The organism is Bradyrhizobium sp. CCBAU 53351, assembly GCF_015291745.1.
In the GTDB taxonomy this organism is placed as follows: Bacteria; Pseudomonadota; Alphaproteobacteria; order Rhizobiales; family Xanthobacteraceae; genus Bradyrhizobium.
The window spans coordinates 6683904-6698148 of record NZ_CP030059.1 but is presented as its reverse complement, the minus strand read 5'-3'; the positions used below and the strand labels follow the sequence as shown (position 1 = coordinate 6698148).

Here is a 14245-nt window from a genome sequence, read left to right as displayed (position 1 = left end):
CATGACCGACGCGACCGTTTCAGAGCCCGGCCACCGCCTGAAGCCGCTGACGCCCGCGATGCTGCGCCAACTGTCGGCCCGCTCCGATCTCAGGGGCGCCGTGCAGAGCCTCGGCCATTATGGCGCGATCGCGCTGCTGGTTGCGCTGATCTGGAAGGTTTCCTCGACATGGGGCGTGCTCTGGGCCCTGCCGTTGATGGCAGTGCAGGGCTATGTCGTCGCCTTCCTGTTCATGGCCGTGCACGAGACCGCGCACAAGACCGCGTTCAAAAGCCGCGGCCTCAATCTCGCCGTGGGCCATCTCTCGGCCTTCATCATCGGATTGCCTTACGAATATTACTGCCTGTTTCACTGGGACCATCACCGCTACACCCAGGATCCGGACAAGGATCCCGAGCTGATCGTCGGGGTGAAGCCGGCATCCGACACGCAGCTCGCGGTGGCCTATAGCGGCTTGCTCCAGGTCGCAGGCCGTCTCCGGCTGATGCTCGGCCATGCGATCACCGGCAACGTCACCGTGCCCTGGATTCCCGAGAGCAAGCGCGCCGTCATCGTGCGCGAGGCGCGTGCCTATGCCGCGCTCTACGTCCTGCTGCTCGCGCTGTCGCTGTGGTTCTCCTCAGCGCTGCTGCTTTGGGTCTGGATCGTCCCGCTCGTGATCGGGCAGTTCTTCCTGCGGCCCTATCTCTATGCCGAGCACACCGGCTGCGAGCGCACGCGCAGCGCTTTTGAGAACACGCGCACCACCTATACCGGCGCGGTCGTCAAATGGTTCGCGTGGAACATGCCCTACCATGTCGAGCACCACGCCTATCCGTCGATCCCGTTTCACGCACTGCCGAAGCTGAACGCAATCGTCGACGGCGAGATTGTCCATCGCGGCCACGGCTACATCAGGACGACGCGCGAGACCTGGGCTTGGTTTCGCCGGCAGCTGCGGGCAGCGCAAGCGAACGAGCGCCGATGAAGGCTCCGTAGCCCGTTGTGCATTTGCCGGCTTCCGACAGGGAGCTTTACGACGTGTTCATTGCACTTGCGCATGCCGTGGAAGATTCAGATACCGCTCGCACGTGCGGCGAATAATTCCGATGAAAATCAATGACTTGAATGCCCTGGGGAACGTGCCTAACGAATCCTTCCGGATCGGGAAAGTTTTAGCCGTCTTGTATTCATAACCAGGCGAGGCCGCTGCTCTAAGCATTGAAGTCATCAACGCCGCCGGTGTCTGGAGATTGGTGATGAGTGCGACGAGAGGCCGTCTTCTGGTGGTCGACGACGATTTGGTGCAGCGGGTTTTGATCGGCAAGATCGGGGCGAAGCTCGGCTACGAGACGGTCGTTGCGTCCTCCTACGAGGCCGCAACCGAGCTTCTGGCGCGCGAAGCTTTCGAGATCATGGCGCTAGACCTGTCGCTCGGCGGTCGTGACGGGGTGGAACTGCTGCGCTACGTCGCGGAAGCCGGCCTTCGCGCAATGTCGATCGTGATCATCAGCGGCTGCGATGATCGTGTCATGAAGGCCACGCGACGGGTCGCGAACGGATTGAAGCTGTCGGTCGGCGGATGCCGGACCAAGCCGCTCGATCTGAATCGTCTGCGCAGCGCCCTGGAATTGCCGCGGCGCGCGCCGCTGGCCGCGACATCCGCCGCGCCGCAGCTCCGGATCACGCCGGAGCGAATCATGCGGGGCCTTGCCGACCGCGAATTCTTCGTTGAGTTTCAGCCGAAGATCGCGCTCGAGAGCGGAAGGGTCGTCGGCGCCGAGGCACTCGCACGCTGGCGCACCGCCGAATTCGGCATGGTCTCGCCCATGATCTTCATTCCGATCGCCGAGGAAGCCGGCCTCATGCGCGAGGTGACCGATTGCATCCTGTCATCGGCGATGTCGCAGGGCCGCAAGCTGATCGAGCGCAATCCCGGTTTCACCATCGCCGTCAACATCTCGGGTTCGCTGATGTCGGATCTGGCCTTGCCAGACCGGATCGAGGAGATCCTGGGCCGCGAAAATATCTCTCCCTCCTCGCTGACGGTGGAGATCACCGAGACCTCGGCGATGGCCGACGTCGATCGTGCCAACGACATTCTGGTGCGGCTGCGGATCAAGAAGATCGGCACGGCGATCGACGATTTCGGCACCGGCTATTCGTCGCTTGCCGCCTTGGTGCGTCTTCCGTTCAGCGAGCTGAAGATCGACCAGTCCTTCATCAAGGGCTGCGAATCCGACGACGACATGATGAAGATCGTCGATGCCTCCGTGGCGCTTGCGAAGGCGTTCAACATGAAAGTGGTGGCCGAGGGCGTCGAAAACCCGGAGGTGCTCGAAATCATCCGCCGGATCGGTTGCGATGTCGCCCAGGGGTTCCTGTTTGCGCCCTCGCTGCGGCGTGCGCGCGCCGAACGATGGATCTCCGAGCACAACGCCCTGGCGGACGAGCGGGCCGCCTCTGCAATACCGACTGCGCTCGCAAGTTGAGACGGCGAGCCCCGGTCGCGGAACGACCGGGGCTGCGTCAACGATACAGGCGGGCTCAGTAGATCCCGTAGGCGCAGACATTCACGACGCGCACGCGCAGGCCATGGCGGGTCTGGACGACGCGCTCCTGGTAGCAGTTGCTGACGCCGGTGTTGACGTAGACGCCGCCAAAGCCAAAGCCCGGACCCCAGCCGTGATGCCAGTGCGGGTGGATGCCGTGGGCCGAGGCGGCGGTCGGCGCGAGAGCGGCAGCGCCGAGCGAACCGGCGGCGATCAGACCAAGAGCAAGCTTACGAAACATTTTCATTCTCCAGTATGGCGCGAAGGCCGTTGTTGTGTCCCTGCATCTCGGTCGGGCCGAGATGGGATTGCGTTCATGCGTGATGATGAGAATCGTGTTTCAGGATTGTTTCGTGGCCTGCGGCGGAATGTGCCGTCGTCATGTTTTCCGCGCCGTGCGATAGCGCGCGGCCATTGCCTGCGTCATCTCCACCATCTTGTCGCGGAGATCGGCGGGCTCCAGCACCTCGGCCTCGGGGCCGAGCCGTAACAATTCGGCTGCGGCGTGCCAGGATGTCTTGCCGACAGGCACGCGCGCGATGCGCCAGCCGTCGGCATCGATGGTCTCTTCGAGCTGCGTGCGTGCCTTGACGTAGGGCTGGCTCAGCGCGTCGAGCAGCTTGACGCCGAACGGCGACAGCCGCACCACCGCGACATTGGGATGCATCTCCGCCTCGAGGCGCAGCGTTGCGGCCTGCCAATAGGCGGCGAGATCGAAATTGTCAGGACGTTCGAAGCGATCGTCGAGAGGCGTGCAGTCGAGCACGCGCGCGACGCGATAGGTGCGCACGCTGGCATCGACCTGGCCTGCGAGGTACCAACTCCCGCCCTTCAGCACGAGGCCGAGCGGCGCGAGGCGGCGCCGCTTCTCGGACCGCCAGCTCTGGTAGCGGATCTTGATCAGTGTCCCCTGCAGCAGCGCGCCGGCAATCGTGCGCAGATGCTCCGGCTCTTCCGTCTCACCGAACCAGCCGGGCGCATCCAGATGAAACCGCTCCTGCATCCGGCTGGCATCCTGACGCAGGTGGACGGGCAGCGCCGCCATCAGCTTGTTCTGTGCGGCGATCATCGCGGCATCGAGCCCGAGCGCCGCGGCGGGGCCCGGGAGCCCTGCGAGGAACAGCGCGCCGGCCTCGCTCTGCGACAGGCCGTTCAGGCGCACGCGATAGCCGTCGAGCAGGCGATAGCCGCCCTCCGCGCCGCGGTCGGCATAGACAGGCACGCCGGATGCCGCCAGCGCGTCGATGTCGCGATAGATCGTGCGCACCGAGACCTCGCAGGCCTCCGCAAGCTCGGGCGCGGTGACTTGGCCCCTGGCCTGGAGGGTGGTGAGGATCGACAACATCCGGCTCGCGCGCATGATTTCCTTAAACCATACCTGACACAGGATGTCAGGTATGGTCGCGTAGAGCTAGGGCCTCGCCCGACGGCGCCCCAGGAGACTTGCCATGACCGATCCGAACCGCATCACCCTGTATTATTCACCGCAAAGCCGTGCCACCGGCACGCGGGTGCTGCTCGAGGAACTGGGCGCGCCCTACGACCTCCACGTCCTCAACATGAAGGCCGGCGAGCAGCGCCAGCCCGCCTATCTCGCCATCAATCCGCTCGGCAAGGTCCCGGCGATCCGCCACGGCGAGGCGCTCGTGACCGAGCAGGTCGCGATCACCATCTATCTCGCCGACCTCTTCCCGCAGGCCGGTCTGACGCCCGCGCTGAACGATCCCTTGCGCGGTCCTTACCTGCGCTGGATCGCCTATTACGGCTCATCCTTCGAGCCGGCGCTGATTGACAAGTTCATGCAGCGCGAGCCGGCGCCGATCACACAGTCGCCCTATGCGGATTACGACACCATGCTCGGTGCGCTCGAAGCGCAGCTGTCGAAGGGACCGTACCTGCTCGGCGAGCGCATGACGGCCGCCGACGTGTTGTGGGGCGTGGCGTTCAGCTGGACCATGATGTTCGGCATCGTGCCGAAGAAGGACGTCTTCGTCCGCTATGCCGAGCGCATGACCGCACGGTCCGCCTACCAGCGCATCAACGCGGCGGATGACGAGATGGCTGCGGAGCATGCCAAGGCGGTCGGAGGCTGAGGGCGCGCGCGCCTCACATTCAGTTTCGTCCCGGAAATGCGTAAGCGCAGACCCGGGACTCATAACCACAGGGTGGTGTTTTGCGAAGACTCGGAGCTAAAACTTCGGCGCTCTCTTCTCCGCAAACGCCTTGATGCCTTCCTTGATCTCGTCGCCGCGCATGCTGTCGCGGTGGCGCTGGTCGGCGGCGCGATCATCGAGCTCGCCGCGGGCGAATTCGTTGATTGCGCGCTTCATGCCGCGCATGGCCTGCGGCGCGTTGCCGGCGAGGATGCCGGCGAGTCTGTCGACCTCCTCGTCGAGCGTCTCTTCTGGCACCATGGCGGTCAGGTAGCCGATGCGCAGCATCTCCGGCGCGCTGATCTTTTGCGCGGTCAGGAACAGCCTTTTCGCATTGTCGAGGCCGAGCCGTGTGACGTAGCGTTTGATGCCGCTCGGGTAATAATGCAGCCCGAGTCGCGCCGCCGGCATGAACATCTCGGCGGTGTCGACGCCGATCCGGAAATCGCAGGCGAGTGCGAGATCGGTCGAGCCGCCATAGACGCCGCCGTTGAGCCGGCAGATCGTCGGCACGCCGAGATCCTCCAACCGGTTGACGACGACCTCGAAGGCGGAGCCCGCGCTCTGCTGCTCGTTTGCGCTGACGGCGCGCTCGGCGACCGAGTTGAGGTCATACCCCGCGGAGAAGGCGCGCCCGGTGCCGGTCAACACCAGCACGCGGATGGCCGGATCAGCCTCGACCAGGTCGAACAGCCTGACGAGCTCGCCGAGGTCTTCCGCCTGGAGCCGGTTGAGATGCTTGGGACGGTTGAGGCGGATGGTGGCGCGCGCGCCGTCGCGTTCGAGCAGGGGGCCGGTCGCCGCGTCGGTGGTATCCGACATTCTTGTCTCCATTCTACTTGTTTTCGAGCGCGCGGCGTTTCGCCTCGGCATCGATGGTCTCGGCGAGATCCGGGTGCCGTGCCATCAGCACGCGGAAGTCGACGAGGTCGAGTACCAGAAGCCGCGACACTTTCGTGGTCGAAACATTGGCGCCGCGCTTGTTGTTGCCGAGCAACGCCATCTCGCCGAAGAAGGCGCCTTCGCCGAGCTGAACCTTCTTGCCGGGAAGGTCGACCTCGACCTCGCCCGCGGCAATGAAATACATGCAATCGCCCTGCGCCCCCTTGCGGATGATCATGGTGCGCGCCGGCAGCTCCATGGTCCGCAGCATGTGGGTGACGTCGGCAATCGCGGCGGGGCCGAGCGCCGCGAAGAAGGGCACCTTGCTGACGGCCTCCCAGGTCTTGAGGAAATTGTCGCGCCGCGTCTCGGCGGCAAATCCGGTCGCCAGGATACCGGTCCAGAGGCCGAACACACCGAGGCCCGAGATCATCACCGCGGCCGCCACCAGCCGCCCCAGCGGGGTGACCGGCACGGCATCGCCATAGCCGGTGGTCGTGAGTGTGACGACGGCCCACCACAGCGCCGCAGGGACGCTGCCGAAGGTCTGCGGCTGCACGTCCCGCTCCAGGAAATATTCGGCGACGGAGGCGAGGAAGACCACCATCAGGAAGATCACGAGCACGCTGAGCAGGGGCCCGGATTCCAGCACCAGCACGCGGCGAAGCTGCCGCAGGCCCGGAATGCCCGGCACCACCTTGAGCACCCAGAGCACGCTGAGCAGCCAGGCCGTCCTGGGCTCGACGCCGAGAACCAGCGCAACCGGCACCGCCAGGGCCCCGATCGCGTCGACCAGCCCGGCAGAAGAGGACATGTACAGCGAAAGCCGCCCTTGCTGCGTCATATGACGCAGCCGCACCAGCCATTCGAATACGAAATAGGCGAGGCAGGTCCAGAGCAGAGCGCTGATCCATTCGTGGGCCTCATGGGCCCGCTTGTCCGACAGCAGCACCATGCTGAGCACGCCGATGCTCACCGCGACATAGGCCGCCTTGGTCATGTTGCGGCCGGCCGTGGCGGCCGCAAACTGGGCCAGAGAGGAAATCAACGGCTTGAACATGCGGGAAGGCGGCTCGGTCTTTGGGACAGGTCTTCGGGGTCCCGGCTGGGACGTCGGCGCCAAAGTGCCCGCCTGGGCGGGGGCCGTCAACGACGGGGCAGGCCGTGCGATCGGCGCGGCGGCGACGGGGTCCGCTGTGCCGCCGTTGCCGGCGGGGCGTCTACCTGAAATGCGGCGGCTCGTCGTAACCGCGGCGGCTGCTGAAGAACAGCAGCACCATCAGCCCGATGCCGACGACGATGGAAAACCCCGCGCCCAGCGCCAGCGCCACGTAGCCTTCCGTCGGGATCGGGTCACCTTCAACCATCATTGCGGAATAGGCGAAATAGCCGGCCGCCGCCAGCATTCCCAGCAGGAGGATGATGAGGAGTGCACGCATGCTGCGGTCTCCGGTTGCAATCGCGAACCAACGGTTGCAGATCGCAGCAGTTCCAGACGGCCGATATCGCTGGGCTGGCGGCCCAACCCCAGTCTGATGCCCCGGACGCAGCGCAGCACGCAGTGTTGCGCTGCAGAGCCGGGGCCCAGCGGCACATACTGCGGCTCCCGGGTCCCGGTTCAGCGCTGCAACGTCTTGGGCGGCGCAACCTGTTCGAGACAAGAGAGTTGTGGGCGGCCCGACCGCGCTTCTCAGGCGCTCTGGGCGGTCTTCACCACCACGACATTGCTGTCGTCATGCTGGGCAGGGCCCGCGCCCTGCGGCGGCTTCTCGGTCTCGTTGGCATGACGCTTCAGATAGTCGCGGCGCATGCCGATCTCGTCGCGGACGAACTCGTAGCCGAGCTTGAAAGTGTCGAGCCCGTCGGTGCTGATCGTGCCGTCTCGTAGGCCGATGACGGCGCCGCGCAAAATGCCTTCGAGCTCGTCCTGAAGACATTCGAGCTGATCCAGAGAGTGGGCGTGCTCGATCCGCTCGCCGATGTCGAGGATGGCGGTGGAGAGCTCGCTGGCCTTCTCCGGCGCGATGCGCGTGATCTTGGCGTAGATCGCGGCGAAGATCGAACCGATGACGCTGAGCGCGGCGGCGCCCAGATACATCAGGTCGCTGTACTTATCCATGAACGACTTGGTGTCGTCGTTGATGTAGTCGGCCGCCCCCTGGTGCGCCATCACGAAGGCGTCCTTCTCGGTCGAGGCCGGCTCAATTCTGGTGGCAAAGCTGTTGTCGAGCCCGAGTGCGGATTTGTTCTCGTAAACGGTGCGTGCGAGTTCGCCCGCCGTGGTGGGGGACATCCTGGATTGCGCGACCAGCAGCCATTCCAGGCCGATCGTGTCGAGGTCGTCGTCGGGAATTTGCGGCGAGGTCGACAGCGTGCCTGCCGTCAGCGTCTCGCTGGAAATGCCGGGAAGCCTGCGCGCCAGCGCCTTGGCCTCGTCGATCGCGTTCAGCGTGAAGCCGCCGCGCTTGGCGAGTTGCTCATAGGCCTTGTCGCGCACCGCCCGGGAGGCATGGACGATGGCGATGACCGCGCCGAAGCCGTTTGACGGTGCGAACAGCTTGTCGAGCGTTGCGCCCTGCGGCGCCATCTGGATCTTCGCGGCATCAGGACCGTCGGGGATGTCGAGGATGCTGCGGACGAAGGCGAGGGAGGATTCGCTCTCGGCGAGAACGGCGACCTTCTTCTTCTTCAGTTCGGCGATCGATTTGATCTTCTTGTTGCCGGGGCCCAGCAGCAGCACGAGATCGTGCTCGAGGATCGCGAGCGTGCGTGCCCGCAGCGGGACCTTGGCGTCGGTGCGCAGGACCGCGAGGTCGGCCTGCTTGCGGTCGAACTGTGCGAGCGCCTTGGAGTTATCGGCGTTGTTGACGATCTTGATCCGGAAGCGCGAGGCGTTGGACTTCAGCACGGCGGCGAGCTTGGCGGCGAACAGCGCCTCGTCGCTGTTGGGAGCGCCGACGGCAAAGGTCAGCGTTTCCGAATTGTGCAGCATGGCGCGGCCGCCCCAGACGGTGGCGAGCGACAACAGCAGGGTCAGCACGACGTAGAGGAAGACCTGCTGCTGATTGGTCTTGATCACCTTGGAGCGCCGGGGCGGCGGCTCGATGAGTGACGAATCCGGGCCTTCAGTACTCATGGCAGCACTCTGGCCTTATTCTCGGGTGGCGGGCGGCTTGCGGATGCGATCGCGCGGAGCGCCCTGAAATTCGTAAAGGTCTGAAAAAAGAACGATATTCTCTATCCGGAATGATAGCGCGAAGGTCACGGAATGCAAATTCCGAGCCGATGGTAACCTTACGCGACACATCCGCGGCGATTGGTCATCCTATCACCAGTTAGCCACACTTGGCGATTTTCCGGTTCCCCCCGGCTGCATTCCGCCGCGGGAGATGTCATAAATCGCGCGTCCCGGCGATTTGACCGGTCCAGAACTGGTCCAAGAAGAAGTTGCGCTGAACGCTCCAATTTTTCTTGTCACGTCAATGAGGGCGTCAGCCTTGTCGTTTCCACCCATGTCATCGGCGATTCCGGTCGAAGCGCTCATTGGCTGGATGTTGCTGCTCACCTTCAAGCACATCATCGCCGATTTCGTCCTCCAGACCGCCTGGATGGCGCACGGCAAGGACCAGAAGCACGGCTGGGCCCTGCCGCTTCTGGTGCACTGCCTGATTCACCTTGCGGTTGCACTGCCGCTGATCCTGATCGTGGCGCCGAAATTCTGGTTCGTGGCCCTCATCGACTTCGTGATCCACATCACGATCGACCGTGCCAAGGGGTTTGTCTCGGCGAATTTCGGGGTCGATCTTGCGCATCCCTGGTTCTGGACACTGATCGGCGTCGACCAGGCGCTGCACCATCTCACCGGTTTTGGCCTCTCCATCTTCATGGCGGCGAACTGACTGCTTGAGCGGGCCAAATCTTCATCGGCACCAAAGGTCGTCATGCCCGGGCTTGGCACCACGTTCTTTCGTGCGTCTCGGCTGTTCGTGGATAACCGGGGCAAGCCCGGCCATGACGCCGCGGAGGCCCTGGTGCCCTACTCTTCAGCCGGAGCGGTAGTCCTCGGATCCCGCACCGGGGCCCCTCCGATTCGCGGCGGACGCGCAAGGACCCCGGGTGACTACCGGGCAGCGTGGTTAACCTTTCATTAGAGAATTGCGCTGCATCTTCCTCACACGAGGGAGAACTGCAATGTTTTCAAGCCGCGACGCCTTTGAAAGCGATTTCTGCCCGGTTCGCGACGAACTCCTTGGCGAGATGTATCGCGCCAGCGAGAGCGGCCTGCCGAGGTTGGTTGAGAGTGTTTCCCCTGACGCACGCGCCAGGCTGGCGCTGTTCTGCTATCGCCGCAACCATCTGCACTCGCTGGCGGTCGTGATCGCAGCGAGCTGCACCGAGCGCGACCTGATCGAGAACGGCGGCCGCGTCGGCTCGACGCTCTACGCGCTGTCGCGGGAAGGCGCGGCGAAATCCTCGCCATCGCTGTCGGGCGGCCGCAAGCCGATCACGCTGTCGACCAAGCCGCTCTCGGTGCTCGCGCCGCTCGAGGACGAGTTCGACGACGAGATCAGCGAAGCAGTCCCCGCCTAAGCGCTCGCGATCACAGGCAGCCCGAACTTCCGCCGCGCCATTGCGCATTCGGCATCGCCCGGCATGCAGGTGCGGCACACCTCCGGCCGTATCGCATAGATGCCGCACGCGGTTGCTTTCCCGATGTCGCCCTGCAGGGCCGAGCAACGATCGCCCTCGCACCGCATGCCGGATTGGCGTTCGTTGATCAGGGCTTGCGGGATCGCAGCAAGCTCCTCGTCGCTCTCGATCGAGAAGCGCGGCCAGTTGGCCGAATAGCCGCAGCATGCGCCGCAACTCTGGCAGCAGCTCGACGGATCGATGGGGGAGCTCTCTTGCATCCTCGTCACGTGTCCTTCAGGTATCCTTGGGCGGGCCCCAGACCAAGCTCTGCCGCCATCTTGCGCGCAGCACGTCGCGTCGTTCCGGATATTTCTCCTCGAGATAATTCGCCTCCACCACGCGGTCGGTGCGGAAGCTGCGGAAGTCGCCGCGCAGCTCGCACCAGGCGGCGAGCAGGCGCACAGCCTCGAGATAGCCGACCGAGATCGGCCAGATCATGCGCTCGCTGGCGCGGCCCTGCTCGTCGCGATAGCGCAGCATGATCTTCTTGCCTTCGTGGATCTGGGTGCGGGTGCGCACCATGTCCAGGCGGTCCGGCTCCCGGTTCCAGCTTGGGCGTGCGCGGCTCGCCGGCTCCAGCACGAAGGGACGCAGGCGCTCGGGGACGGTGTCGGCGATCTTCGCCATCAGATCTTCGGCCGCGCGCGCCAGTGCCGAATCGGCATGGCCGGCGACCCATTGTGCGCCCAGCACGGCCGCCTCGATCTCGTCGGGCGTCAGCATCAAGGGCGGCAGGTCGAAACCCTTTTCAAGGATGTAGCCCATGCCGGCTTCCCCGCGGATCGGCACGCGCTGGCCGATCAGCGTTGCGATGTCGCGATAAATCGTGCGCTTCGAGGTCTCGAGCTCGGCCGCGATGGCGTCCGCCGTCAGCGGCTTACGCGTGCGCCTCAGCACCTGGATGATCTGAAACAGCCGGTCGGCGCGTCTCATGACAATTCTCTCATCGGTGGTTTTTTCAGAAAGCGGCGCGCGGCTGCTGACAGGATGTTGGCAGCAGGGGGGTTCTATACCGGGACAACACAGCGACTGAAGAGGATTTGTCCATGATCATTCCGACCCATTTCGGCCCGGCCGTTCCGATGCTGCGGGCCCAGGCGTGGTCCGTGTCGGCGCTCGCCCGCCTCGTTTCGCTCGATCTCATGGCCGTCGATCTCCGGTTTGCCCTTGCAAGCGTCGTGGCACGCTCGCTGACCCAGGCCGCGGACGCGCTGGTCCGCCATGTGATGGGCCGCGCCTGGCAGGGGGCCCGCTTCGCAGAAGATATCACGGCTGCTGCCACCATGGTGGCAGCAGCCGGTCGCTAGGTTCCGCCAACTTTCGAGAGGTTCAGGAGAGCTCGCATGATCACGCTTTACGGCTTTGGCACCGGCTTCGGCCTGCCGGAAATCAGCCCCTTCGTCACCAAGACGGAGGTGCAGCTCAAGATGGCGGGACTGCCCTACCGGAAGGAGCGGGCGATGCCGCCGGCCTCTCCCAAGGGGCAATTGCCGTTCATCGACGACGGCGGCGAGGCGGTGGCTGATTCCACCTTCATTCGCGCCCATATCGAGCGCCGCTACGGCTTCGATTTCGACGCCGGCCTGTCGCTGGCCGAGCGGGCGCAGGCCTGGGCGTTCGAACGCATGATCGAGCACCATGTCTATTGGGGGCTGGTCGGGGCCCGCTGGGTCGATCCGGTGAATTTCGCCAAAGGACCTGCGCATTTCTTCGACGGCGCGCCGGAGCACAACCGCGAGAAGCTACGCGAGGACGCGCAGTTCCGCGTCGCCGAGAACTATCTGCTCTCGGGCCTCGGCCGCCACGCGCCCGATGACGACGTCGACCTCGCCGTGCGCTCGCTCTTTGCGCTCTCGGTACAGCTCGGCGACAAGGCGTACCTGATGGGCAACAAGCCCTGCGGCGTCGACGCCACCGCCTTCGGCATGCTCGCCGGCATCCTTACGCCGTTCTTCGAATCGGTCTTGCGCGAGCGCGCGGAAGGGTTTCCGAACCTCATCGCCTTCGTCGACCGCATGATGGGCAACTACTATCCCGAGTTCGCCTGGATCCCGCTGCGGCAGGCGGCTTAGCCTCCAGCGTGTCTGCGAGCTCGGTGTAACCTCTCCCGCTCGCGGGGGAGGTCGGCGCGAAGCGCCGGGTGGGGGCTCTCTCCGCTGGGAGACTTCGCCCGTAGACCTCAGACAATCCCATTGCGGAGGCACCCTCTCCCCAACCCTCTCCCGCAAGCGGGAGAGGGAGCGCAGCAACGCCGCGGCGGCAGTCGCGATCAATTGCCAAAACAAAGAGCCGGCCTATCGGGCCGGCTCTCGTCGTCTCAATCCTGCCGCTGCGTCTACTTCACCAGCGAGTACTTGCCGTCCTTCACCGTGAGCAGGATGCGTGAGCGCTCGTCGAGGCCGTAGCGGTCCTTTTCAGTGAAGTTGTAGACGCCCTGGCTCGCCGCCAGCTCCTTCTCCGACAGCAGCGCCTTGCGGATCGCTTCGCGGAATTCGGGCGTGCCCGGCTTGGCGGTCTTCAGCGCGGTCGGGATGATGCGCTTGAGAATCTCGAAGGCATCGTAGGAATGACCGGCGAACTGGCTGCGGCTGTTCGGACCGTACTTGGCCTCATAGGCCGAGTTCAGCGCGAGGCCCGGCTTCTTGGTGGCGGCTTCGTCCGGCTGATCTTCCGGGTCCATCACCGGGCCCGAAGCCATCAGCACACCTTCCGCCGCTTTGCCGGCGATGCGGATGAAGTCCATGCTGGCGGCACCGTGGGTCTGGTAGATCAGGCCCTTGTAGCCGCGTTCACGCAGCTCGGATTGCGGCAGCGCGGCCGCGGTGCCGGACGCGCCGACCAGGATCGCGTCGGGATTGGCGGCGACGAGCTTGAGCACCTGACCGGTCACTGAGGTGTCGGGACGGGCGAAACGCTCCTCGTCGACGATGGTCATGCCCATCGGCACGGCCTGGGCCTTCAAATCGTTGAACCAGAGATCGCCATAGGAATCGGAGTAGCCGATATAGCCGAGCGTCTTCACGCCCTTGGCTTTCATGTGGTCGTACAGCACCTTGCCGACGATCGGAATCGGCTGCGGCATCGCCACCGACCACTTCATGCGCTCCGGCGTGATCGGGAACGGTGCGAGGCCGAAATGCGGAATGCCGGCTTCGTTGGCGACGTTGGAGACCGCGATCGTCGGCGGCGTCAGCGCCGAGCCCATGATGATGTCGGCCTTGGATTCGGTCACGAAGCGGCGCGCGTTGGTGGTTGCCGTGGTGGGATCGCCGCCGTCGTCGAGCACGATCACCTTCAGCGGCACGCCGCCGATTTCCTTCGGCACGAACTCCAGCGCGTTACGCTCGGGGATGCCGAGTGCTGCGCCGGGACCGGTCGTGGTGGTGGTGATGCCGATGGTAATGTCGCTGGTCTGGGCCAGTGCGGGCAGCGCCGGCAGGGCCAGCGTCGCCGCGGCGATCGCGGCAGTCAGGTAAAAGCGTTTCATTTATTCCTCCCTTTACGTGTTTCTTTGAAAGCAGAAATCGGGGGGTAATTCAGCCCCCTCTTTTGGTGATGCGGCGATTTAGCTTCCCGTGAATTTGGCTACCATTTCCGCCGGGAATGGTGCCGATTTCAGCTTGTCGGGGTTAACGGGATCGCGGCCGACCAGCACGCGGGTCTCGAACCCCTCGATCGCCAGCGACTCGCCCTTGTAGACATTGTGCTTCACCTCGAAGCTCGAGCGCTTGATGCTTTCGATCTTCGTTTCAATGGTGATCCAGTCGCCATAGGTCGAGGGGATGTAGAACTTGGCCCGCGTGTCGACCATGGGGATGCCCACCAGGCCGTATTTGCGGACCAGGTCCTGCTTGGAGAACCCGGCGACCTCGAACAGGGTCGAGGTCGAATCGTCGAACATCGCGAAATAGCGCGGGTAATAGACGATGTTGGCGGGGTCGCCATCGCCCCACTGGATCTGGACCTCGCGCCGGTTCACGAACATGG

Annotated in this window: 17 protein-coding genes; 7 read left to right on the top strand and 10 right to left on the bottom strand. The window is 64.6% G+C overall.

Features of this window, described 5'->3' with window-relative positions; genetic code table 11:
- Position 1: 1 nt before the first annotated feature.
- Together XH83_RS31840 and XH83_RS31835 are read left to right on the top strand one after the other, a co-directional pair.
- Positions 2 to 967 (top strand): fatty acid desaturase, encoded by a 966-nt coding sequence (locus tag XH83_RS31840; RefSeq protein WP_194404538.1) that lies wholly within the window; start codon positions 2 to 4, stop codon positions 965 to 967.
- A gap of 271 nt (positions 968 to 1238) precedes the next feature.
- Positions 1239 to 2471, top strand: a complete 1233-nt coding sequence (locus XH83_RS31835) for an EAL domain-containing protein (protein ID WP_194404537.1) — start codon at positions 1239 to 1241, stop codon at positions 2469 to 2471.
- A 55-nt stretch (positions 2472 to 2526) separates the two neighbouring features.
- On the opposite strand, the gene XH83_RS31830 is transcribed toward XH83_RS31835, so the two are convergent.
- Positions 2527 to 2772: a hypothetical protein gene (locus XH83_RS31830; protein WP_194404536.1), complete on the bottom strand. Its 246-nt coding sequence runs from the start codon at positions 2770 to 2772 to the stop codon at positions 2527 to 2529.
- Between the two features lie 138 nt (positions 2773 to 2910).
- Positions 2911 to 3891 (bottom strand): YafY family protein, encoded by a 981-nt coding sequence (locus tag XH83_RS31825; protein ID WP_194404535.1) that lies wholly within the window; start codon positions 3889 to 3891, stop codon positions 2911 to 2913.
- A gap of 88 nt (positions 3892 to 3979) precedes the next feature.
- On the opposite strand from XH83_RS31825, the gene XH83_RS31820 reads away from it, so the two are divergent.
- Entirely contained in the window at positions 3980 to 4624 is a 645-nt protein-coding gene (locus XH83_RS31820) for a glutathione S-transferase family protein (protein ID WP_194404534.1), read from the top strand.
- A 96-nt stretch (positions 4625 to 4720) separates the two neighbouring features.
- Here the strand turns inward: XH83_RS31820 and XH83_RS31815 are convergent, their stop codons facing one another.
- The 4 genes from XH83_RS31815 to XH83_RS31800 form a co-directional block, all read right to left on the bottom strand.
- The gene (locus tag XH83_RS31815; protein ID WP_194404533.1) at positions 4721 to 5506 is read right to left on the bottom strand and encodes an enoyl-CoA hydratase/isomerase family protein; all 786 of its coding nucleotides are present in this window, start codon (positions 5504 to 5506) and stop codon (positions 4721 to 4723) included.
- A gap of 13 nt (positions 5507 to 5519) precedes the next feature.
- Positions 5520 to 6626 (bottom strand): cyclic nucleotide-gated ion channel, encoded by a 1107-nt coding sequence (locus XH83_RS31810; RefSeq protein ID WP_194404532.1) that lies wholly within the window; start codon positions 6624 to 6626, stop codon positions 5520 to 5522.
- A 160-nt stretch (positions 6627 to 6786) separates the two neighbouring features.
- The gene (locus tag XH83_RS31805; RefSeq protein ID WP_194404531.1) at positions 6787 to 7005 is read right to left on the bottom strand and encodes a hypothetical protein; all 219 of its coding nucleotides are present in this window, start codon (positions 7003 to 7005) and stop codon (positions 6787 to 6789) included.
- A gap of 251 nt (positions 7006 to 7256) precedes the next feature.
- Positions 7257 to 8702: a TAXI family TRAP transporter solute-binding subunit gene (locus XH83_RS31800; protein ID WP_194404530.1), complete on the bottom strand. Its 1446-nt coding sequence runs from the start codon at positions 8700 to 8702 to the stop codon at positions 7257 to 7259.
- A gap of 415 nt (positions 8703 to 9117) precedes the next feature.
- Between XH83_RS31800 and XH83_RS31795 the strand changes: the two genes are divergently transcribed.
- Together XH83_RS31795 and XH83_RS31790 are read left to right on the top strand one after the other, a co-directional pair.
- Complete coding sequence (locus tag XH83_RS31795; protein ID WP_194408461.1) at positions 9118 to 9465, top strand: DUF3307 domain-containing protein; 348 nt, start codon at positions 9118 to 9120, stop codon at positions 9463 to 9465.
- A 292-nt stretch (positions 9466 to 9757) separates the two neighbouring features.
- The gene (locus XH83_RS31790) at positions 9758 to 10156 is read left to right on the top strand and encodes a hypothetical protein (RefSeq protein ID WP_194404529.1); all 399 of its coding nucleotides are present in this window, start codon (positions 9758 to 9760) and stop codon (positions 10154 to 10156) included.
- On the opposite strand, the gene XH83_RS31785 is transcribed toward XH83_RS31790, so the two are convergent.
- Together XH83_RS31785 and XH83_RS31780 are read right to left on the bottom strand one after the other, a co-directional pair.
- Positions 10153 to 10476, bottom strand: a complete 324-nt coding sequence (locus XH83_RS31785; RefSeq protein ID WP_194404528.1) for a YkgJ family cysteine cluster protein — start codon at positions 10474 to 10476, stop codon at positions 10153 to 10155. The genes XH83_RS31790 and XH83_RS31785 overlap by 4 nt on opposite strands.
- Before the next feature lie 16 nt (positions 10477 to 10492).
- Complete coding sequence (locus tag XH83_RS31780) at positions 10493 to 11191, bottom strand: YafY family protein (protein WP_194404527.1); 699 nt, start codon at positions 11189 to 11191, stop codon at positions 10493 to 10495.
- 113 nt (positions 11192 to 11304) lie between these two features.
- Between XH83_RS31780 and XH83_RS31775 the strand changes: the two genes are divergently transcribed.
- Together XH83_RS31775 and XH83_RS31770 are read left to right on the top strand one after the other, a co-directional pair.
- Positions 11305 to 11565, top strand: a complete 261-nt coding sequence (locus XH83_RS31775; RefSeq protein WP_194404526.1) for a hypothetical protein — start codon at positions 11305 to 11307, stop codon at positions 11563 to 11565.
- 36 nt (positions 11566 to 11601) lie between these two features.
- Positions 11602 to 12330, top strand: coding sequence for a glutathione S-transferase family protein (locus XH83_RS31770; RefSeq protein WP_194404525.1), 729 nt, complete (start codon positions 11602 to 11604; stop codon positions 12328 to 12330).
- Between the two features lie 263 nt (positions 12331 to 12593).
- Here the strand turns inward: XH83_RS31770 and XH83_RS31765 are convergent, their stop codons facing one another.
- Together XH83_RS31765 and XH83_RS31760 are read right to left on the bottom strand one after the other, a co-directional pair.
- A complete protein-coding gene (locus XH83_RS31765; protein WP_194404524.1) occupies positions 12594 to 13745 on the bottom strand; it encodes an ABC transporter substrate-binding protein in 1152 nt (383 codons plus the stop codon).
- A 78-nt stretch (positions 13746 to 13823) separates the two neighbouring features.
- Positions 13824 to 14243, bottom strand: a complete 420-nt coding sequence (locus tag XH83_RS31760; protein ID WP_194404523.1) for a thioesterase family protein — start codon at positions 14241 to 14243, stop codon at positions 13824 to 13826.
- Between the last annotated feature and the right edge of the window lie 2 nt (positions 14244 to 14245).